Origin of the sequence: Sphingomonas japonica, assembly GCF_006346325.1 — a bacterium.
Taxonomy (GTDB): Bacteria; Pseudomonadota; Alphaproteobacteria; order Sphingomonadales; family Sphingomonadaceae; genus Sphingomonas; species Sphingomonas japonica.
The window spans coordinates 1-19101 of record NZ_VDYR01000002.1 but is presented as its reverse complement, the minus strand read 5'-3'; the positions used below and the strand labels follow the sequence as shown (position 1 = coordinate 19101).

Annotated in this window: 16 protein-coding genes; 6 read left to right on the top strand and 10 right to left on the bottom strand. The window is 66.4% G+C overall.

Annotation, left to right across the window (positions count from 1 at the left end):
• Positions 1-6: 6 nt before the first annotated feature.
• The 4 genes from FHY50_RS12165 to FHY50_RS12150 form a co-directional block, all read right to left on the bottom strand.
• Entirely contained in the window at positions 7-930 is a 924-nt protein-coding gene (locus FHY50_RS12165) for a Gfo/Idh/MocA family protein (RefSeq protein WP_140231204.1), read from the bottom strand.
• The gene (gene araD1 / locus FHY50_RS14295) at positions 927-1910 is read right to left on the bottom strand and encodes an AraD1 family protein (protein ID WP_140231203.1); all 984 of its coding nucleotides are present in this window, start codon (positions 1908-1910) and stop codon (positions 927-929) included. Before araD1 ends, FHY50_RS12165 begins: the two co-directional genes overlap by 4 nt.
• A gap of 439 nt (positions 1911-2349) precedes the next feature.
• Positions 2350-3831 carry an MFS transporter gene (locus FHY50_RS12155; protein WP_140231202.1) on the bottom strand — a complete coding sequence of 494 codons (1482 nt, stop codon included), beginning with the start codon at positions 3829-3831 and terminating at the stop codon, positions 2350-2352.
• 82 nt (positions 3832-3913) lie between these two features.
• The gene (locus FHY50_RS12150) at positions 3914-4960 is read right to left on the bottom strand and encodes a LacI family DNA-binding transcriptional regulator (protein WP_140231201.1); all 1047 of its coding nucleotides are present in this window, start codon (positions 4958-4960) and stop codon (positions 3914-3916) included.
• 289 nt (positions 4961-5249) lie between these two features.
• Here FHY50_RS12150 and FHY50_RS12145 point away from each other — a divergent pair, with 289 nt between their 5' ends.
• From FHY50_RS12145 to FHY50_RS12125, 5 genes are all read left to right on the top strand, one after another.
• The gene (locus FHY50_RS12145; protein ID WP_243846639.1) at positions 5250-7973 is read left to right on the top strand and encodes a TonB-dependent receptor; all 2724 of its coding nucleotides are present in this window, start codon (positions 5250-5252) and stop codon (positions 7971-7973) included.
• Positions 7974-8040: 67 nt separating this feature from the next.
• Positions 8041-9537, top strand: a complete 1497-nt coding sequence (locus FHY50_RS12140; RefSeq protein ID WP_337250279.1) for a tryptophan halogenase family protein — start codon at positions 8041-8043, stop codon at positions 9535-9537.
• Complete coding sequence (locus FHY50_RS12135; RefSeq protein WP_140231199.1) at positions 9534-11339, top strand: alpha-amylase family glycosyl hydrolase; 1806 nt, start codon at positions 9534-9536, stop codon at positions 11337-11339. The genes FHY50_RS12140 and FHY50_RS12135 overlap by 4 nt, the downstream gene beginning before the upstream one ends.
• Positions 11336-12958 (top strand): alpha-amylase family glycosyl hydrolase, encoded by a 1623-nt coding sequence (locus tag FHY50_RS12130; protein WP_140231198.1) that lies wholly within the window; start codon positions 11336-11338, stop codon positions 12956-12958. The genes FHY50_RS12135 and FHY50_RS12130 overlap by 4 nt, the downstream gene beginning before the upstream one ends.
• A 95-nt stretch (positions 12959-13053) precedes the next feature.
• Complete coding sequence (locus FHY50_RS12125) at positions 13054-13860, top strand: aldo/keto reductase (protein WP_140231197.1); 807 nt, start codon at positions 13054-13056, stop codon at positions 13858-13860.
• A gap of 94 nt (positions 13861-13954) precedes the next feature.
• Here FHY50_RS12125 and FHY50_RS12120 read toward each other — a convergent pair whose 3' ends face one another.
• Genes FHY50_RS12120 through FHY50_RS12100 form a run of 5 tightly spaced genes read right to left on the bottom strand, consistent with a single transcriptional unit; the run spans position 13955 to position 18002 of the window.
• Positions 13955-15406, bottom strand: coding sequence for a UdgX family uracil-DNA binding protein (locus FHY50_RS12120; RefSeq protein WP_140231196.1), 1452 nt, complete (start codon positions 15404-15406; stop codon positions 13955-13957).
• Positions 15406-15903: an NUDIX hydrolase gene (locus FHY50_RS12115; protein ID WP_140231441.1), complete on the bottom strand. Its 498-nt coding sequence runs from the start codon at positions 15901-15903 to the stop codon at positions 15406-15408. The genes FHY50_RS12120 and FHY50_RS12115 overlap by 1 nt, the downstream gene beginning before the upstream one ends.
• Positions 15904-15932: 29 nt before the next feature.
• Positions 15933-16604 (bottom strand): TPM domain-containing protein, encoded by a 672-nt coding sequence (locus tag FHY50_RS12110; RefSeq protein WP_140231195.1) that lies wholly within the window; start codon positions 16602-16604, stop codon positions 15933-15935.
• Positions 16604-17410, bottom strand: a complete 807-nt coding sequence (locus tag FHY50_RS12105; RefSeq protein ID WP_140231194.1) for a TPM domain-containing protein — start codon at positions 17408-17410, stop codon at positions 16604-16606. The genes FHY50_RS12110 and FHY50_RS12105 overlap by 1 nt, the downstream gene beginning before the upstream one ends.
• A gap of 1 nt (position 17411) precedes the next feature.
• Positions 17412-18002 carry a LemA family protein gene (locus FHY50_RS12100; RefSeq protein ID WP_140231193.1) on the bottom strand — a complete coding sequence of 197 codons (591 nt, stop codon included), beginning with the start codon at positions 18000-18002 and terminating at the stop codon, positions 17412-17414.
• Positions 18003-18092: 90 nt separating this feature from the next.
• On the opposite strand from FHY50_RS12100, the gene mscL reads away from it, so the two are divergent.
• Positions 18093-18560, top strand: a complete 468-nt coding sequence (mscL, locus tag FHY50_RS12095; protein WP_140231192.1) for a large conductance mechanosensitive channel protein MscL — start codon at positions 18093-18095, stop codon at positions 18558-18560.
• 6 nt (positions 18561-18566) lie between these two features.
• Here mscL and FHY50_RS12090 read toward each other — a convergent pair whose 3' ends face one another.
• Positions 18567-18998: an RrF2 family transcriptional regulator gene (locus tag FHY50_RS12090; protein WP_140231191.1), complete on the bottom strand. Its 432-nt coding sequence runs from the start codon at positions 18996-18998 to the stop codon at positions 18567-18569.
• Positions 18999-19101: the final 103 nt, after the last annotated feature.

Below are 19101 nucleotides of genomic sequence, written 5' to 3'. Positions count from 1 at the left end.
TTGTGCCTATTCTTCGAATGCGCCGACCACCGCGCGGCGACCGAGCAGATAGGCATCGGCGACATGCGCGAACGGAGTCAGATCGGTGTCGCTGGTGCGGGTCGCCAGGCATTCGGCAAAGCGTCTGTACAGGCGCGCATATTCGGCTTCGTCTCCGACATCGACCGGCGCGCCGTCGATCGCCATCTGCGATGCGCCCATGCCGAGCGTGAGGTGGCCGGCATCGGTCTCGACGTCGATGTCCCACCGCTGCGGACCGCGCTGGTCGAAGTCGAAGGCGACCGAGACGGGGACGCCCTGCGTGTCCGCGAACGTCAGATCGGCGGCGATCGGCGCGGCGCGGTTCGACGGAAAGCGCAGTTGCGCGGCCCCGAGCAGCAGCGGGCGCGGCAGAATCTGTGTGAGGACCGACAGGGCGTTGATGCCGGGATCGAACACGCCGATGCCCGGCTCCCAGATCCATTCCTGTCCGGGATGCCAGACGCGCACGTCTTCCTTCCAGTTGACCTCGACTCGCTCGATCGTCCGCGTGGCAAGCCATTGCCGCGCAGGTTCCACCGCGGCGGCCTCGCGCGAATGCCAGGTGACATGCAGCACGCGCCCCGCTTCGGCGACGGTACGGACGATCGCCTGCGCCTCGCTGAAGGTCGCGGCGGGCGGCTTTTCGAGCATGACGTCGAGGCCGTGCGCGACGGCTTCCTCGACGATGGCGAGGCGTCCGCGCGGCGGGGTGCAGATCGACACCGCCTGCACGTCGGGGACCGCCGCCATCATCTCGGCGATCGAGGTGAAGCCGGGAACGCCGTCGATGCCGTTACTGCGGCTGACGGTCGCGGCCAGTTCGAAATGGGGCGAGGCGGCGATGTGCGGGACATGCTGGTCGCGGGCGATCTTGCCGATCCCGACCAGCGCGATACGCGTCGCGCTCACAGCGGCCGCACCGCGACCGGGGCCGCATCGGCCTTGGCGAGCGGATTGCGCACCGGCAGCGTGAACGGCGCGGCCTCGACTTCGAACACATCGCCTTCGCGCGTCTCGATGCCGTCGGCGAACGACAGCGTGGCAGTGCCAAAGAAATGGACGTGGACGTCGCCGGGACGGCGGAACAGCGCATATTTGAAGTGGTGATGCTCGAGGTTGGCGATGCTGTGCGACATATTGGCTTCTCCCGACAGGAACGGCTTTTCCCATAGGGTTTCGCCGCCCCGCACGATACGGCTGGTGCCGCGCACGTCCCGGGGCAATTCGCCGGTCAGCAGTTCCGGGCCCAGGCTGGCGGGGCGCAGTTTGGAATGTGCCAGCCACAGATAATTGCCGCGTTCGACGACATGGTCGGAGAACTCGTTGCCGAGCGCGAAGCCCAGGCGGCGCGGATTGCCGTCGCCATCAATCAGGTAGATGCCCGCGATCTCCGGCTCCTCGCTGCCGTCGAGCGCGAAATCGGGCGAAGCGAGCGGTGCGCCCGGGGTGACGAGACATGACCCGTCGCCCTTGTAGAACCATTCGGGCTGAACGCCCGGTTCGCTGCCGCTTGGCTTGCCGCCCTCGACGCCCATGCGAAACATCCGCATCGAATCGGTCGGCGTGTCGCCCGCGGCGGGCTGGTGCATCTTGTCGCGCCCCTCCGCCGAACCGAGATGGGTCAGACCGGTTCCGGTGAGATACAAATGCGCCGGATCGGGATGGTCGATCGGGGCGAGCATGCGCCCCTCCGCACAGGCGGCGGCGAGGTCGATCGTCTCGTTAAGCCGATCTCGCGCGAGATCGGCGAGCGAGACGCCCTGCGCGATCGCCTCCGTCGCAAGCGCATAGACGGTGTCGGCCGCAGCGACGCGCCTTGCCGACCCGGCATCGTCCACCCCGGCGACGAATCGCCCGCCGCGACCGTCGCGTAGCTGTACCAGTTTCATTCCTCGTCCCTTCGTCGCCGCCCGGTGTGCCAGGTCGCTGGCGGTACCATTTGTCAGATGCGATATCTTCGGTCGCGGCGATGGCGGAGCCAGGCATGCGGCGTCGGCAGCGCACGGGCTATCCAGATCGTCGGCGGCTCGGCCTTGCGAACGACAGCGCACGCCGCAGCGATCACGCCTGAACCGGATGCCGCAGCGCCGCCACACCGCGCACCGACGAAAGGCTCGAACGTCAACACCATCCCCTGCTCTGCGCCGTTAACTCAGACATATCGAAGGCGAATTAGGTTTTCAATCCCGCAGGATGCAGCGGGTCTGGCCGCTCGGCGCGAAAATGCGCATTCCCGGGCAGATATGCCGGAAAACGATGGCCGGTCCGTGACGAAACGGCAGCCCTTGCGAGGCTTGCCGGTGCCGCATCCGCCTGCGTGGACAGGATCTACTCCGCCTTGACCCTCAGCATCGCGGCGGCAGCGATCGTCATCACCGTGGCGGCAATCAGCATCGTCACTTGCGGCGTGGCGGGAAACAGCGCGGTGATCGCCGCACCCATCAGCGCGGCGACGATCAATTGCGGCAGCACCACGAAAAAATTGAAGATGCCCATATACACGCCCAGCTTGTGCTGCGGCAGCGCGTCGGCGAGGATCACGTACGGCATCGTCAGGATCGACGCCCAGGCGATGCCGATACCGATCATCGGCGCGATCAGCAGGCTCGCATCGTGGATCGCATACAGCCCGACAAAGCCGGCCGCGCCGCACAGCAGGCCTAATATATGCGTGCGCGCCTTGCCGATCGCCTGCGACAGTTTCGGCAGCAAAAAGGCACCCAGCGTCGCCACGCCCGAATAGATCGCGAACAGCACGCCGACCCAATTGCCTGCTTCGTTATAGGCTGCGGATGCCGGATCGCTCGCCCCGAACGCCTGCAGTGCGACCACCGGCGTGGTGTAGATCCACATGATGATGAGCGCGCCCCAGGTGAAGAACTGGACCAGCGCCAGCCGCCGCATCGTCTCGGGCATGGTCGCCAGGTCGCTGACGACATGCGCGAGGACATTGTCGGTGGCGCCGCGCGCGACGATGCGCCGCGCCGCGATCTGCGCGATACCGAACGCGGCGAGCCCGCCCGCCACCAGATAGGCTTCGTTAGCCAGGCCGAGCGCCCAAGCCACCGCCGCGGCGATCGCGCCCGCCACCAACCACCACGGTCCGGTGGCTGGCGCGACCAGCGGCGCGCGGTCGAGCGGCGGCGGCGCTTCGCCATCGGCCGCGGCGAAACGGGCCATCTCCTCGGGTGCATATTCACGCGTACCGAGCACGGTCCACAGCACCGCCGCGAGCAGTGCGGCGGCGCCGATGTAGAAGCTGTACCGCACCGTGTCGGGCACGCTGCCCAGCGGAGCGACGTTGGAGACGCCGGCCCAGGTCAGGATCGCAGGCGCGAGGCTGGCGGCGACCGCGCCCGCACCGATGAACGCGGTCTGAAATGCATATCCCGCGGGGCGCTGGGCGCGGCGCAGCATGTCGCCGACGAAGGCGCGGAACGGTTCCATCGTGACGTTGAGCGACGCGTCGAGGATCCACAAGGTGATCGCCGCTGCCCAGATTGCCGGGGAATTGGGCATGAAGCACAAGGCGATCGTGCACAGGATCGCGCCGACCAGGAAATAGGGCCGCCGCCGCCCCAGCCGCGTCCAGGTGCGATCCGAATAATGGCCGATGATCGGCTGCACCAGCAGCCCGGTCAGCGGCGCCGCCATCCACATGATCGCAAGGTCGTCGATCGGCGTGCCGAGCGCCTGGAAGATGCGGCTAGCATTAGCGTTCTGCAGCGCAAAGCCGATCTGGACGCCGAAGAAACCGAACGAGATCGTCCACAGACCGCCAAAGCCCTGGCGCGGCTTGCCTTCGTCCATCCTCGTCCCCTTGCCCCGGGTGCATCCCGATCCTTGGCCGCGATGCTAGGCGCGAAGCGGGGACCGCGAAAGCAGGGTGCGCTCATGCATTCGTATGCGCCCCGCAGCTTGCCCGCACCTGCAGGCTGACCGGCAGCAACCGGCTGGCCGGATCGCGATCTTCCAGCCGCGCGAGCAGCGCGGCAACCAGCGCCTGTCCCGCGAGCGTCGCGTCCTGCTGCACCGTCGTCAGCGGCGGGCTCGCCTGCTGCGCTGCGGGGATGTCGTCATAGCCGATCACGGCGACGGTACCTGGCACGGCGATGCCCGCGTCGTTCAGCGCACGCATCGCGCCGATCGCGATGAGGTCGCTGGCCGCGAAGATCGCATCAAAGGAAACACCGCGCGCAAGCAAGCCGCGCACCGCGTCATAGCCTGCCGCCTCCAGCGTGATCGCATCGCATTGCAACGCCGAATCGTAGCGGAGGCCCGCCGCGTCGAGCGCCTCGCGATAACCGAGCCAGCGGTCGCGGAACTCGGGATAATGGTCGTCGCTTGCGCCGAGATAGGCAACACGGCGCCGCCCGTGCGCGATCAGATGCTCGGTCGCGAGCCGCCCCCCGGCGCGATTGTCGCAGCCGATGGTGGTGCCGTTGGCGTCGTCGCCGGGCGATCCCCAGCGCACGAAATGCGTGCCTTGACGCACCAGTTGTTCGAGCCGCGGGCGATAGAGTTCGTAATCGCCATAGCCGAGCAGGATGATGCCGTCGGCCTTGCGGCTGTCCTCGTAACTGGTGTGCCAGTCGCCCGATAGCTGCTGGAACGAGATCAGCAGGTCGTACCCCGCCCTGGCGGCGCTGCGCGTGATCGCACCGAGGATCGACAGGAAGAACGGGTTGATCAGCGAGCTGTCGGCGGTCGGGTCTTCGAAGAACAGCAGCGCCAGCGTGTTGGCGCTTTGCGAACGCAGGTTGGATGCGTTCTTGTCGACGCTGTAGTTGAGTTCGCGCGCGATCCGCTCGATCCGCTCGCGCGTCGCCTTGCTGACCGAAGCACTGCCGCGCAGCGCACGCGACACGGTGGGCTGCGACACGCCCGCAAGATAGGCGATGTCGAAGGAAGTCGGCCGTTGCGACACCGTCCGGGTCACGCCTCCACAACCTCTCTCCACGCCATGCGGTCCGGCAGCGGCCGCAGTTGCGCGATGCTATCGTGCGCGTCGCGGCCGGTAAAGCGTCGCGCCGACAGCGACTGTGGCCGATCTGCAACGATCGCGGCGTGTTCGCGCGCGCAGCGACATACGTATGCGCTCTATTCGGCGGATGCCCGGGCGCGGTACATCGCGTCACAGCAGCAACACCGCACGGCTGATGCGGGAAGATGTTCGACGAGCACCAGGGTGAGACGCGGGGACGGCGTCAGCCTTTCAGGAGGGGAATATGATGATCCGGATGACCTTTGCCGATGCGCGACGCAGCGGCACCAGCCTGGCGGCGATGGCCGCCGCACTTGCCGTGGCGGGAACCGCCCACGCCCAGCAGACGCTGCCACCTGCCGGCCAGACCGCCGAGCCCAGCGAGCCGGTTGCCGACGATGCCGGCGAGGAAATCGTCGTCACCGGATTTCGCGCGGCCCTGGAAAGCGCGGTCGCGACCAAGCGCGAATCGGACATCGTCGCCGAGTCGATCTCGGCTGAGGATATCGGCAAGCTGCCCGACGCTTCGATCGCCGAGTCGATCGCGCGGCTGCCCGGACTGACCTCGCAACGCGTCTCTGGGCGGTCGAACAGCATCTCGATTCGCGGCTTCGCGCCCGATTTCTCGACGACATTGCTCAACGGTCGCGAACAGACCTCTACCGGCGACAACCGCGCGGTCGAATATGACCAATATCCCGCCGAGATCATGAGCCAGGTGCTGGTCTACAAGACCGCGCAGCCCAGCCTGATCGGCCAGGGTCTGTCGGGCACCGTCGATCTGCGCACGGTGCGCCCGCTCGATTACGGCCGCCGCGCGATCGCGATCGGTGGACGCGGCACCTATGCCGACCTAGGCGCGCTCAACGCCGGATCGACCGAGTACGGCTATCGCGTGTCGGGCACCTATATCGACCAGTTCGCGAACGACACGATCGGCATCGCGCTGTCGGCCAACTATCTCGACGAACCGTACCAAATCCAGGAGTTCAATGCCTGGGGCTATGCCGATGCGCCCGGCGGCGAAGGCGGGGTGATCGGCGGGTCGAAATCCTATGTCACCTCGACCCAGCTCAAGCGGCTCGGGCTGTCGGGCACCTTGCAGTGGCGCCCCACGCCCAATTTCACCTCGACGTTCGACGGGTTCTTCTCGGACTTCGACGACGACCAGATCAAGCGCGGCATCGAACTGCCGCTGGCGTTCAGCGCCAGCCCGCTGACCGTCTCCGCTAGTGAGAACGGGTTCGTCACCGCGGGCAGCTTCGCCAATGTCGAAGGCGTGATCCGCAACGATTCCTTCCAGCGCAAGGCAAAGTTGTATTCGTTTGGGTGGAACAACAAGTGGGAAGGTGACGACGGCTGGAACGCCATGCTCGACGTCAGCTATTCCAAGACCGACCGCAATGAAATCGTCATCGAAACCTATGCCGGCACCGGCTATGGCGCGGGCAACGGCGCCACCGACACGATCGACTTCGTGTCGACCGACACGGGCACGATCTTTTCGCCGACGCTCGATTATTCCGATCCCGACCTGATCCGCCTGACCGATCCGCTCGGTTGGGGCGGCGCCAATGTCCAGGCCGGCTATCTCAACGATCGGCAGGTCGAGGATCGCATCTGGCAGTACCGCGTCGAGATCGAGAAGGAACTCGATGGCTTCCTGAAAGGCGTCAAAGTCGGGTTGAACTATACCGACCGCGACAAGTCGCTGGTCCCCGACGAGTATCTGCTGGTCCTCCCGAACGGTGCGACTGAGGCGGTCATCCCGGACGAGTTCATCCTCGGTTCGACCGATCAGGGCTTTCTCGGGCTGGGATCGATCCTGAGCTATGATCCGCGCGAGTTGCTCGATGCGGGCATCTACACGCAGGTGTTCAACACCAGCCTCGACATCCCGGCCAAGGCATTTACCATCGCCGAGGACTTGATGACGATGTACGCACAGGCGGACATCGAGCAGGAAGTGGGCAGCGCGACGCTGACCGGCAATTTCGGCGTCCAGGCGATCTGGACCGAACAGCATTCGTCGGGTTTCGTCACTGCCAACGGTTCGCTGGTGCCGACCACGACGGGCGACGATTACTGGGACGTGATGCCGGCGATCAACCTGTCGCTTCGCACTGCCAACGATTTCGTCATCCGCGCGGCGGCAGCGCGCCAGGTGCAGCGGCCGCGCCTCGACGACATGCGCGTCGCCCTGTCCTATGGCTTCGACACCGCGGCGGGCCTGATCAACGGCAGTGGCGGCAACCCCTTCCTGCGGCCGATCCGGTCGAACAGCTATGACCTGACGGTCGAGAAATATTTCGGCAATGCCGGCTATCTCGCGGTCCAGGGTTTCTACAAGGACCTCAAGAGCTACGTCTACAACCTCGAACAGCCGTTCGATTACACCGGCTATCCGCCGCCGTCGAACATCCCTGCGGGTGTCGACGTCCCCGCGATCGGACTTGCCACCATTCCGATCAACGGTTCGGGGGGCAGCATCTATGGCGTCGAACTGGCCGGGACCTTGCCGTTCGGCGAATTCGTCGGCGCGCTCGACGGGTTCGGCGTGACGGGCGGCCTGTCCTATACCGAGACCGAGATCGCACCGACGCCGGGACAGGCGCCGGAGGACATTCCCGGCTACTCGAAATGGGTCGCCAACGGCACCGGCTATTTCGAGAAATGGGGGTTCAACCTGCGCGGGTCGGTGCGCTATCGCTCGACCTTCGTCGGCGAACTGTCGGGCTTTGGCGCCAACCGCGTCCGGCGCCGGGCCCTCGACGAGACGATCATCGACGCGCAGATCGGCTATGAGTTTCAGGAAGGCAGCGCGCTCCAGGGCTTCTCCATCTTCGTCCAGGGCCAGAACCTGACCGACGAGCCGTTCGCGACCGTCGATCCGCGCGGCGAACTGGCGATCATCGATTACCAGACCTATGGCCGCCGCTTCCTCGCCGGGGCAGCGTTCCGCTTCTAGCAAAAAGGGGGCGCAGGAACCCGTTGCCGGGACGTCCGGCACGGGTTCCCCGCTAAAGGACAAACGGGTGATCACGCCTCTACCCCGAACCATCCTGATTGCCGGCGGCGGCACCGCCGGCTGGATGGCCGCGGCGGCGTTTTCGAAACTGCTGCCCGGATGGAATATTCAGATCGTCGAATCCGATGCGATCGGCACGGTCGGCGTCGGCGAGGCGACGATCCCGCAAATCCGCCTGTTCAATCAGGCACTCGGCATCGACGAAGCCGAATTTCTGCGCGCGGTGCAGGGCACGATCAAGCTCGGCATCGAATTCGACGGCTGGACGCGTCCGGGCGAACGCTATCTTCACGGCTTCGGCAGTGTCGGGCGCGGCATGGGGCTGGTCGATTTCCATCATTACTGGCTGCGCGGGCAAGCCGAGGGGATCGCCGCGCCCTATCACGACCATTCGCTCAACAACGCCGCCGCGCTGGCAGGCAGCTTCGCGCAGGTCGAACCGCGCGGGCCGATCCCGCCAATGCCCTATGCCTATCACTTCGACGCCGCGCTCTATGCCGCTTTCCTGCGCCGGTTTTCCGAAGCGCATGGTGCGGTGCGGCACGAGGGGCGGATCGTCTCGGTCGAACGCAGCGACACCGGCGACATCGCCGCGCTGCTGCTCGACGGCGAGCGCCGCATCGCCGCCGACTGGTTCGTCGATGCCACCGGCTTCGCTGCGCTGCTGATCGGCGACGCGCTTGGCGTCGGCTATCAGGACTGGACGCAATGGCTGCCATGCGACCGCGCACTGGCGGTGCCGTGCGAGGGGGCGGGCAATCCATTGCCCTATACCCGCGCCACGGCACGCTCGGCGGGCTGGCAATGGCGCATCCCGCTGCAGCACCGCATCGGCAACGGCTATGTCTATTCCAGCGCGCATCTGTCAGACGACGAAGCGGCGGTGACCTTGCTCGCCAATCTGGACGGCGCGCCACTTGCCGATCCCAAGCCGCTGCGCTTCGCCACCGGCAAGCGCGACGCGTTCTGGGACCGCAACTGCGTCGCGATCGGGCTCGCGTCGGGATTCCTCGAGCCGCTCGAATCGACCAGCATCCACCTCGTCCAGACCGCGATCGCACGCATCCTGCAGTTCCTGCCGCGCGGGGCTATGCACGAGGCCGATCGCGCCGAATATAACCGGCTGACGCATGTCGAATATGACCGGGTCCGCGATTTCCTAATGCTGCATTACCACGCCAACCAGCGGGTCGGCGAACCGCTATGGGACGCGGTACGCAGCATGGCGCTGCCCGACGAACTGGCGCGCAAGATCGCGCTGTTCAAAAGCTCCGCCCGGCTGTCGCGGCGCGACGACGAGCTGTTCGCCGAACCCGGCTGGCTGCAGGTGATGCTGGGCCAGGGGATCGTCCCGCAGGCGTGGCACCCGAGCGCCGACGCGCTGCCGCGCGATGACCTCGCCGGCTTCCTGGGCGCCGCGCATTCCGTCGCGCAGCGCACAGCCGCCGCGCTGCCGCCGCACCGCGCCTTTCTCGACTCCCTCGCACAACGGGTATTCGCATGATCCGACCGCTCATCCTTCTCGCCGCGGCCCTCGCGAGCGCCCCCGCCGCCGCGCAGGACCTGCGCCAGCGTCTGCCGCAGGACGAAGTGATCTATTTCGTGCTGCCCGACCGGTTCGAGAATGGCGATCGCGCGAACGATCGCGGCGGCATCGCTGGCGATCGCCTCACCCACGGCTTCGATCCGGCGCACAAGGGCTTCTTCCAGGGCGGCGACTTGAAGGGACTGATCGCGCAGCTCCCCTATATCCAGTCGCTTGGCATGACCGCGATCTGGCTGACGCCGGTGTTCAAGAACAAGGCGGTGCAGGGCGGGACGGGGCAGGAATCGGCGGGCTATCACGGCTATTGGATCACCGACTTCACCACCGTCGATCCGCACCTGGGCACCGAGGCGGACTTCAAGGCGCTGGTCGACGCGGCGCACGCCCGGGGCATGAAGGTCTATATGGACATCATCGCCAACCACACCGCCGACGTGCTGTATTTCGAGGAGTGCGAAGGCAAGGACGCCTGCCCCTATCGCAGCGTCGCCGATTTTCCCTATGCGACCCGCGGCGGCATCGAGGGACGGCGGATCAACCGCGGCTTTGCGGGCGACCAGGTGATGACCGAGGACAATTTCGCGAGGCTCACCGATCCCAATTTCGCCTATACGGTCAAGGTCCGGCCCGAGGAGCGCGACATCAAGGTGCCGGCGTGGCTCAACGACCCGATCCATTATCACAATCGCGGCAACACCACCTTTTCCAACGAAAGCTCGACGATGGGCGATTTTGTCGGGCTCGACGACCTGGCGACCGAAAGCCCGGAAGTGGTCGCAGGGATGATCGATATCTATGGCGACTGGATCGACCGCTACGGCATCGACGGCTTTCGCATCGATACCGCACGGCACGTAAACCCTGAATTCTGGGCCGCGTTCACCCCGGCGATGCTGGCGCGCGCCAAGGCGAAGGGCATCCCCAATTTCCACATCTTCGGCGAAGCGGCATGGAGCGAACTCGAGATCGGCCTGCTCCAGCGCCACACCATCGTCGATAAGCTGCCGAGCGTGCTCGACTTCGCCTTCGCCACCGCGGTCCAGCAGACCGTCGCCGAGGGCAAGCCGACCGCCGCGCTCGCCAAGCTGTTCTGGGGCGACGCCGTCTATGCCGGGGGGGAGGCGACCGCGCTGCAATTGCCGACGTTCATCGGCAACCACGACCAGGGCCGGTTCGCGATGTTCGTCAGGCGCGCCAACCCGCAGGCGGACGATGCCGAACTGCTGGCGCGGACCCGGCTGGGGCACGAGATGCTGCTGACGCTGCGCGGCGTGCCGACCATCTATTACGGCGACGAACAGGGGTTCGCGGGCAAGGGCAACGATCAGGATGCACGCCAGACGATGTTCGCCAGCAAGACAGCGACCTATCTCGAGGACGATCTGGTGGGAACGACGCGCGGCCACGACGCCGACCAGTTCGATCCGGGTCATCCGCTGTTCCGCTCGATCGCCGCGCTCGCCCGGCTGCGCACGCAGCATCCGGCACTGACGCGCGGGCGTCAGGTCACGCGTGCCTATCGCGACGACGGCCCGGGGCTGTTCGCGGTCAGCCGCTTCGATCCGGAAACCGATCGCGAATATCTGATCGCGTTCAATACCAGCCCGGAGGCAATCACCGCCAACGTCGTCGTCGAAACGGGCGTGACGCGGTTCGAGCGCCTGCATGGCAACTGCCCCGAAGCAGTCAGCGTGCCCGGCAGCGTGCGGGTACGGATCGCCCCGTTCGGCTCGATCGTGTGCGCCGCGCAAGCCCGATGAACCTCGCCGCGCATCCCCGCCACGCCGCGCAGGTTGCCGACCCCTGGTGGAAGGGAGCGGTGATCTATCAAATCTATCCGCGCAGCTTTGCCGATGCCAATGGCGACGGTATCGGCGACCTGCCGGGTATCACCGCGCGACTGGGGCATATCGCCGACCTCGGCGTCGACGCGATCTGGGTGTCGCCGTTCTTCACCTCGCCGATGCGCGACTTCGGCTATGACGTCGCCGATTTCTGCGGAGTGGATCCGGTGTTCGGCACGCTCGCCGATTTCGATGCGCTGGTCGCGCGCGCGCACGCGCTCGGGCTCAAGGTGATGATCGACCAGGTCTATTCGCATTCGTCGGACCAGCATCCGTGGTTCACCGAAAGCCGGTCGTCGCGCGACAATGCCAAAGCCGACTGGTATGTCTGGGCCGATGCCAAGTCCGACGGATCGCCGCCGTCGAACTGGCAATCGGTGTTCGGGGGGCCGGCGTGGAAATGGGACGCACGCCGCAGTCAATATTATCTCCACAATTTCCTCGAGGAACAGCCCGACCTCAACCTGCATCATCCAGCGGTGCAGGACGCGATGATTTCCACCGCGCGCTTCTGGCTCGATCGCGGCGTCGACGGGTTCCGCTTCGACGCGCTCAATTTCGCGATGCATGATCCGCAATTGCGCGACAATCCGCCGCTGCCGCCGTCGAACCGCCCGCGCACGCGGCCGTTCGATTTCCAGGACAAGATCCATAACCAGAGCCACCCCGACATTGTCGGCTTCATCGAGCGGCTGTCGGCCGAACTCCATTCGCGCGGCGCGATCTTTGCGATGGCCGAAGTCGGCGGCGACCATTCGGCGCGCGAGATGGCGCTCTATACGCAAGGTTCCGAGCGGCTCGACAGCGCCTATGGCTTCGACTTCCTCTATGCCGATGCGCTGACCCCCAGCCTCGTCGCGGCGGCGGTGGCGGCATGGCCCGATGCGCCGGGGCACGGCTGGCCGAGCTGGGCGTTCGAGAACCACGATGCGCCGCGCGCGCTGTCGCGCTGGGCGGCGCCCGAGCATCGCGAACCGTTCGCACGGCTCAAGATGCTGCTGCTGCTGTGCCTGCGCGGCAACGCCATCCTCTATCAGGGCGAGGAGCTTGGCCTGACCCAGGTCGATATCCCGTTCGACCGGCTGGTCGATCCCGAGGCCATCGCCAACTGGCCGCTGACCCTGTCGCGCGACGGCGCCCGCACGCCGATGCCGTGGGTCGCCGATGCGGACGACCGCGCATTTGGATCGACCGACCCGTGGCTGCCGCACGGCAGCGAGCATGACGCGCTCGCGGTCGATGTGCAGGGCGACGATCCCGATTCGCTGCTGCACTGGACTCGCCGCGTCATCGCGCTGCGGCATGCCCAGCCCGCGCTGCGCTCGGGCAGTATCACCGTGACCCATGCCGATGCGCAATTGCTCGTGTTCGAACGTCGCAGCGACGCAGGCGATATCGTGGTCTGCGCGTTCAACTTCGCCTCCGAACCGGTCACGGTGCCGCAGCTTCCGGCCGGACGTGAAATTCTGCTCCAGACCGGCGATATCGCATCCGGCCGCCTCGGCCCCTTCGCGGCACTGGTCTTTCGCGCCTGAACGAGGCCATCGCGGCCCCACAATGATCTGCTCGGCAATGAATGAACCCTTGGCGGCTTCGGGCGGTTGTGCTGGCGAACCAACCGGAGTTTTGCATGACCGACATCCCCACGCTCGCGCTCAACGACGGGCGCTCGATCCCGGCGCTCGGGCTCGGCACCTACAAGATTCCTGATACGCATGCGCCGAGCGCGGTGCGCGATGCCGTCGATATCGGGTATCGCCTGGTCGATACCGCGGCGCTGTACGACAATGAGCGCGGCGCCGGATCGGGGCTGATCAACCAGCCCGATGTCTTCCTGACCACCAAGCTGTGGCACGATCGCCACGACGATGCCGAGGCGGCGCTCGACGAGAGCTTGGCGCTGCTGGGCCGCGATTCGGTCGATTGCTATCTGATCCACTGGCCGCATCCGTCGGGGGGCCAGTTCGTCCAAGCGTGGCGCACGCTGATCGAACTGCGCGCCGCGGGCAAGACCAGGTCGATCGGCGTCGCCAACTTCCTGCCCGAACATATCGAGGCGCTGGCCGACGCGACCGGGGTGCTGCCGGTGCTCAACCAGATCGAACTGCACCCTCACTTCCAGCAGCGCCGCCTGCGCGAATTTCATGCGCGGCACGATATCGTCACCCAGAGCTGGAGTCCGCTGGGACAGGGCAAGACCATCGAGGACCCGGTGATCGCACGCATCGCGGGCGAGCATGGCGCCACCCCGGCGCAAGTCATCCTCGCCTGGCATCTGCACCACGGTTTTTCGGCGATACCCAAGGCGTCGGGCCATGCGCACATGGCCGACAATTTCGCCGCCAAGGATCTGTCGCTGGGCGAAGCTGACATCGCGGCGATCGACGCACTCGACACGCCGAGCGGCCGGATCGGTCCCGACCCGCTGGAGATATAGACCACTTGGTTGCCGTTCGTTTCGAGCGTCGTCGAGAACGTGCCTGACGTGCCAAGACCAGTTTCTCGACTTCGCTCGAAACGAACGGGCAGCTCTACTCCACCACCAACGCCGCGGCTGCGCGTAAATCCACGACGAAACGCCCGCGCTCGTCCTCGGCGCGGGCGGGGTCGTCGATGCGCAGCAGGAAGCTGGGGTGGACGGTGATGAAGCCGGTGCCGCCGCCGGGGAGCTCGAACCCGCGCCCGCGTTCGCGCCCGATCGTCACTGTGCGTCCGGTCAGCGAACGCGCGGCGGTCGCCCCCAGCGCCACGGTCAGCCGGGGCTGGACCAGCATCGTCTCCTGCTCGACCCACCAGCGGCAGGCGTCGATCTCGCCAGCATTCGGCTTGGAATGGATGCGACGCTTGCCGCGCGGCTCGAATTTGAAATGCTTGACCGCATTGGTGACGTACACCGTGGCGCGGTCGATCCCCGCCTCGCCAAGCGCGGCGTCGAACACCTGTCCCGCCGGGCCGACGAACGGGCGCCCAGCGAGATCCTCCTGATCGCCGGGCTGTTCGCCGACGAACATCATCCGCGCATCGACCGGCCCTTCCCCGAATACCGTCTGCGTCGCGGGCTTCCACAAGGGGCAGCGCTGGCACCCCATCGCCTCGTCGCGCAGCGCCTCCCATGCCCCGGTGACATTGCCCCCCTGCGCGGTCCGTGCCGTTTCGATCATGCCGCTCTCCCGCCGCTGCGCTTGTGCGATCAGCCCCGGTACCAACGCCGTTTCGGGCATGTTTTTCCAATATTTGCGCGGCATTTCCTTGAGCATCGCGCCGATCTTGACCCGCGCGGGGTTGAAGATCGAGGCGTAGTAGGTCTTCCACACCTCCTCGGTCGGATCGCCGTCGGGCGCATCGGCCTTGACCGCACCCGGCGCTTCGCTGACCACCTCCCCGTCCCAGTGGATCGACAGCGCGGGTGTCAGGATCGACCAGCGCATCGCGGTGAAACGGTTGACGAAGAACTGGGCGTTGGCGCGGACGATGTGATGCTCGGGCTCGAACCAGGCGACATATTCGGGGTCGACCGTATTAGCCCGCTCCTCCACCCGACCGCCCATATCATCTTGTGGGTGGCCGGGTGGGGGAGCGGGCTGGTGCGGCAGTTCGCGGAAGCGCAGGAACGCGCGCATCTTGTGAATATCGCGGCGGACGGCCTTGGCCATTTCCTCCAGCGCACGCAGCGCCGGATCGGCACGGTCGTCGATCAGCCGCGGTTGATCGATCAGGCGGACGAGCAGCGCATAGAGCAGCGCGAACCGCTGCGGGTCGGCGTGGAGTACCACCGTCTTGGCAAGATCGAGGAAGCCGCGCGGGACCGAGAAGGCGACCGGTGCCGCAGCGGCGCGCACCGCTTCGTCGCCGAACAGATCGCCCGGCATGTCGCCGACCTGCCAGACGATCTCGCCCGGCGGCACCCGAGCACCGGCGAGCGTACGCGCCGCGTCGCGCCAGCCGTCGAAATCATCCTCGCTCGCCAGCACCGCGACGCGCATCAGCTGGCCAGGATCCCCGACCCGAGCAACAGCAGCAACTTGACGTCGATCGCCATGCCCGCGGCGCGTTGCTGCGCGACGAATGTCGCCACGTCGCCGATCGCGACGCGGTGGACCGCGATGTCCTCACTATCGACGCCGCCGCCTGTGCCCACGCGCATCAGCCCGGAGGCGCGCACCAGAGTGAAACTCTCGCTGACCATGCCCGGCGACGAGAAGAAATCGCCGCAATTGACGATGCGCGCAGCGCGGTAACCGGTTTCCTCCTCCAGTTCGCGCGCAGCGGCCTGCTCGGGCGCCTCGTCAGCATTCTCGTCCCCGACCAGCCCGGCCGGCAGCTCAAGGCAGCGGCGGCCGAGCGGGACGCGATACTGATCGACCAGTAGGACATGGCCGTCGTCGATCGCGACGATCACGGCCGCGCGAATACCGCGTGCCCGCGACACATATTCCCAGCGTCCCTGGCGCTTGGCGGTAATGTAGTTTCCCGCCCACATCGTCTCGACCGGAGCGTCGTGGTCGGGGATCACAGTTCGATCAGCCGGTCGGGCAGCTCGTTGGGATCGCCCTCGCTCTTGGGGAAATGCTCCGCCACGATCGCGCCGATCGCCTCGACCGCGGCGACCATCCCGCCCGCGACGTCGCCCGCCTTGACCCGGTCGACCAGCGCCGCCATCGCCTCGCCCCAACGCTCGGGAGGGACCTTGGCGTGGATCGCCTCGTCGGCGACGATCTCGGCGACATGCTCGGACAGGCTCAGATACAGCAGCACGCCGATGCGCGTCGCCGTGCGCTTCTCGGCACTTGCCCGGAACAGCTGCACCGCGCGCCGCCGCACCCGCCTGGTCTTGGTCGCCCGCGGCGTCACCGCCATGCGCAGCGGAAACCATGCGAGCGCATAGCGCACCACGAGGAACAACGTGGCCTGCGCCACCAGCACCACCAGCAGCACCGCGCGCGGCGACACCTCGCCGGTCCAGCCGCGATTCAGCAGCGCCAGCTTGGCCTCGATCACGCCGGGCACCAATGCCGCCAGCCCGAGCAACAGCAGCATCGCCAGTACGGCATAGTGCAGCCCGACATCATGATAGGCATCGGACCGATCAGCGACGATCGTCACGATCTCGGCATCGGTCGTGCGTTCGGCCTGCGCCACCGCTGCGGTGACGCGGCCATGATCCTGTGGGGTGAGGTGCATCACCAGCCCCCCGACGCGCCGCCGCCGCCGAACGATCCGCCGCCGCCCGAAAAGCCGCCGCCTCCCCCCCAGCCGCCACCGCCGCCACCGCCGCCCCAGGACGATCCGCCGCTGCTGCCGCCGCCCCAGCCCGACCCGAACCCCGGACCCCACAGGATGACCGGCCCGCGGCCGCCGCGATAACGCTTGCCCTTGGCACGGTTGGCGAACAACGCGATGAAGATCACCAGCATCACGATTACCCAGAAGATCGCGATGCCGACTCCTGCTCCATCGCCGCGGTCGGCATTTTCCGCGACCACGGTGCGGGCGCGCTCCTCCGCGGCTTCGAGCGGCAGGCGCAGCTGCTCGCCGATCTGGACGGCCCCGGCGACGATGCCGCCGCCCATGTCGCCGTCACGAAACGCGGGCAGGATGGTCTGGTTGACGATCACGCTCGACAATGCGTCGGTCATGATCGGCTCGAGGCCATAGCCGACCTCGATCCGTACCTTGCGTTCGTTGGGTGCGACCAGCAGGATGACGCCGTTGTTCGCCTCGCCCTGCCCGATCTTCCATTCGCGCCCGAGGCGATAGCCATACTCCTCGATCTCATAGCCTTGCAGGTCGGGGACGGTGGCAACGACGAACTGTCGCGTCGAAGCCGCCTCGATCTCCTGGCTCAGTCGCGAAAGCTGAGCCTCTTGCGCAGGATCGAGCAGGTTGGCGGCATCGACCACCCGACCCGACAGCGGCGGAAAGCTCTGCGCCGCCGCCGCGCCGGGGGCGAGCAGCAGCGCCAGAGCGAGAAACAGGCGTGCGATCACCTTAGTTGGAATTACCGAAATTGACCGTCGGCGCGGTATCCGCTCCCGCCTGCGCGGCGAACGGCGTCATCGGCTCGGCACCGTGGAAGATGCGCGCGCCGATCGCGTCGGGGAAGGTCCGGATGCGCGTGTTGTAAGCCTGCACCGCCTCGTTGTAATCGCGACGGGCGATACCGATGCGGTTCTCGGTCCCCTCTAGCTGCGACTGCAGCGTCAGGAAATTCTGGTTCGACGTCAGCTCTGGGTAATTCTCGACGACGGTGCGCAGCTGGCCGAGCGCCTGGGTCAGCTGGTTCTGCGCCTGGCTGAAGCGTTCGAACGTCGCCGGATCGGACAGGTCGTCGGTGGTGACGTTGATCGAGGTCGCGCGCGATCGCGCTTCGGTGACCTGCGTCAGCACCCGCTCTTCCTGCCCGGCAAATCCCTTCACGGTATTGACGAGGTTGGGGATCAGGTCAGCGCGCCGCTGATACTGGTTCTGCACCTCGGCCCATTTGGCCTTGGCATTTTCCTCGGCGGTCGGCACGCTGTTGAGGCCGCACGCCGACAGCGCCAATGCGGCCACGAACAACAGGCTGGAACGAAGCGACATGATCGGTCTCCCCTCGGTGTGTGGTGTATATAAGACGCAGCGAAGCCAGTGCGAAGGGAAATCGGTACGAGCAATGGGAGCATTTGAGACATGCTGAACGAGTTCAAGACATTCATTGCCCGCGGCAATGTCCTCGACCTGGCAGTTGGGGTGATCATCGGCGCTGCGTTCGGGACGATCACCAAATCGCTGACCGACGACGTCATCATGCCGGTGATCGGCGCGATCTTCGGCGGGTTCGATTTCACCAGCTATTTCGTGCGATTGGGGCCGATCCCGGCGACCTACACGGGATCGCCGGAAAACTATGCCGCGCTCAAGGAGGCCGGGGTACCGCTGTTCGGATACGGGGCGTTCCTGACGGTCGTGATCAATTTCGTCATCCTCGCCTTCATCGTCTTCCTGCTCGTGCGCAGCGTCAATCGCATGCTGGCGAAGATGGAAAAGGAAAAGGCCGAAGGCACCGCGCCGCCGGCTGCCGAAGCCGCCGACATTGTGCTGCTGCGCGAGATCCGCGACGAACTGAAGGCGAGGCCGGGCACGAACCCACCCCTTTGAACCAATTCAGGCCGCAGCCAGATCCTCGGCTACAGCGTCGGCAAGGCTGGTGCCGTCGAGGATGCGGGCGGTCTCGTCGCGCACCCGCGCCATCGCGATGCGGATCGCGCAGCTCGCCTCGTCCTTGCAATCCTTGCACGGGCGATACGCGGTGCGGCTGACGCATGGCACCAGCGCCAGCGGCCCCTCGATCACGCGGACGATCTCGCCGAGCGAGATCAGATGCGTCGGCCTCGACAGGCAATATCCCCCCATCTTGCCGCGATGACTGTGCAGCAGCATCGCTTCGCGCAGGTCGGCCAGGATGAGTTCGAGGAACTTGCGCGGCACGTTCGCCGCCTCGGCGATCCGGTTCATCGGGATCGGCGGGCCGCCAGCGGGATGTTCGGCGAGAAACAACATCGCGCGAAGGGCGTAACGGGAACGCTGCGTCAACATGATATCCTAGTCCCTAGCGGGACATTGTGGCGCTGGAAAGGCGTGTTTGTGCCGCTCTCTACAAAGACTCCCACCTTTTCTTTCGCCGCACGATCGCTATATC

Coding starts and splice junctions, on each gene's coding strand:
- araD1 (WP_140231203.1), bottom strand. CDS start 1,910: ATGAAACTGGTACAGCTACGCGACGGTCGCGGCGGGCGATTCGTCGCC.
- FHY50_RS12155 (WP_140231202.1), bottom strand. CDS start 3,831: ATGGACGAAGGCAAGCCGCGCCAGGGCTTTGGCGGTCTGTGGACGATC.
- FHY50_RS12145 (WP_243846639.1), top strand. CDS start 5,250: ATGATGATCCGGATGACCTTTGCCGATGCGCGACGCAGCGGCACCAGC.
- FHY50_RS12135 (WP_140231199.1), top strand. CDS start 9,534: ATGATCCGACCGCTCATCCTTCTCGCCGCGGCCCTCGCGAGCGCCCCC.
- FHY50_RS12130 (WP_140231198.1), top strand. CDS start 11,336: ATGAACCTCGCCGCGCATCCCCGCCACGCCGCGCAGGTTGCCGACCCC.
- FHY50_RS12125 (WP_140231197.1), top strand. CDS start 13,054: ATGACCGACATCCCCACGCTCGCGCTCAACGACGGGCGCTCGATCCCG.
- FHY50_RS12120 (WP_140231196.1), bottom strand. CDS start 15,406: ATGCGCGTCGCGGTGCTGGCGAGCGAGGATGATTTCGACGGCTGGCGC.
- FHY50_RS12115 (WP_140231441.1), bottom strand. CDS start 15,903: ATGTGGGCGGGAAACTACATTACCGCCAAGCGCCAGGGACGCTGGGAA.
- FHY50_RS12110 (WP_140231195.1), bottom strand. CDS start 16,604: ATGCACCTCACCCCACAGGATCATGGCCGCGTCACCGCAGCGGTGGCG.
- FHY50_RS12100 (WP_140231193.1), bottom strand. CDS start 18,002: ATGTCGCTTCGTTCCAGCCTGTTGTTCGTGGCCGCATTGGCGCTGTCG.
- mscL (WP_140231192.1), top strand. CDS start 18,093: ATGCTGAACGAGTTCAAGACATTCATTGCCCGCGGCAATGTCCTCGAC.
- FHY50_RS12090 (WP_140231191.1), bottom strand. CDS start 18,998: ATGTTGACGCAGCGTTCCCGTTACGCCCTTCGCGCGATGTTGTTTCTC.